Annotated in this window: 2 protein-coding genes; both read right to left on the bottom strand. The window is 46.4% G+C overall.

Annotated features, from left to right (window positions below):
- Positions 1-47: 47 nt before the first annotated feature.
- Positions 48-542, bottom strand: coding sequence for a pantetheine-phosphate adenylyltransferase (coaD, locus tag B7C60_RS05690; protein ID WP_099610821.1), 495 nt, complete (start codon positions 540-542; stop codon positions 48-50).
- Between the two features lie 47 nt (positions 543-589).
- The coding region (locus tag B7C60_RS17985; protein ID WP_245868641.1) for a glycosyltransferase at positions 590-1,183 on the bottom strand (594 nt) is incomplete at its 5' end.

The following is a 1,183-nucleotide window of genomic DNA, read 5'->3' as shown; positions in this document are numbered from 1 at the left end:
CAGATAGAAGGGCGGGTTAGCGTTATCATTAACCCGCCACGATAGCACTATATTTGTTTTTTACTACGTAGCGCTTGTGCTACAACGGAAGGGACAAAGCCTTGCACATCTCCGCCATGAATGGCAACTTCTCGCACAATCGTTGATGAGATAAAGGCGTGTTCTTCCGCCGGAGTGAGAAACACGCTTTCTAGCCCCGGCATTAAGCGGCGATACATATTGGTTAAGCCAAATTCATATTCAAAATCGACCGTGGTGCGCAGGCCGCGAATTAACACATTCGCTTGCTCTGCGCGGGCGAAATCGACCATCAAACCGCTAAAGCCTTTGCTAGTGACATTCGGTAAATGCTGAGTCACGGCTTGAGTAAACGCCACGCGTTCCTCTAAAGTAAACATAGTATTTTTACTTGGGCTTGCCGCCACCGCAATAATGACTTGATCAAACATGTTGGCAGCGCGTTCAACAATATCCAAATGGCCATTAGTGATCGGATCAAAAGTGCCGGGATAAATTACCCGAGAAAGGCGTTTTTGGCTCACGCTATCTCCCTATCAATGATTATTAAAGTCGCGTTGATCAGCTTATGTTACCCCAATAATGATTGGAAAAAAGCCAAATGTTGCTGAGCGCTGGTTTGACAAGAAAAGTCACTGATCATACGTTGTTGTGCGAGTTTTCCCATTTTCTGGCGTTGCTCCGGTGATTGGTACAACCAACGAATTTTCTCTGCAATGGCATCAGGATCTTGTACTGGGACAATGAATCCGCTTTCGCCATCGACTAATAGCTCTTTTCCTCCCCCCGTCGTTGTGACAATCGAAGGAACTCCCATCGCCATAGCTTCAATAATGGTTTTCGGTAGCCCTTCACCGCTAATCGAAGGTTGAACTTGTACTGCACTTGCCGCCAAAAGTTCAGGAACATCTTGGCGATAGCCGAGAAAATGAATACGCTCTGACATTCCACTTTGTTTGGCTAAGTTTAGGTTTTGCTCGGTATCCATATCACGTCCAGCTAACAGTAAGTGCACATGGGGTAAGTCCGCCAGTTGTTTGGCACTATCAAGTAGGATATGGACACCTTTGCTTGGCCGAGCATTAGCGATACAAATAACGCAAAAGGCATCAGAGGGAAGGCCTAATTCACTGATATTGGCGGGCTGAGCTTGATACCAAGCAAT

Origin of the sequence: Vibrio fujianensis, assembly GCF_002749895.1 — a bacterium.
In the GTDB taxonomy this organism is placed as follows: Bacteria; Pseudomonadota; Gammaproteobacteria; order Enterobacterales; family Vibrionaceae; genus Vibrio; species Vibrio fujianensis.
The sequence above is the reverse complement of the archived record's forward strand: the minus strand, read 5'-3'. Positions and strand labels throughout refer to the sequence as shown.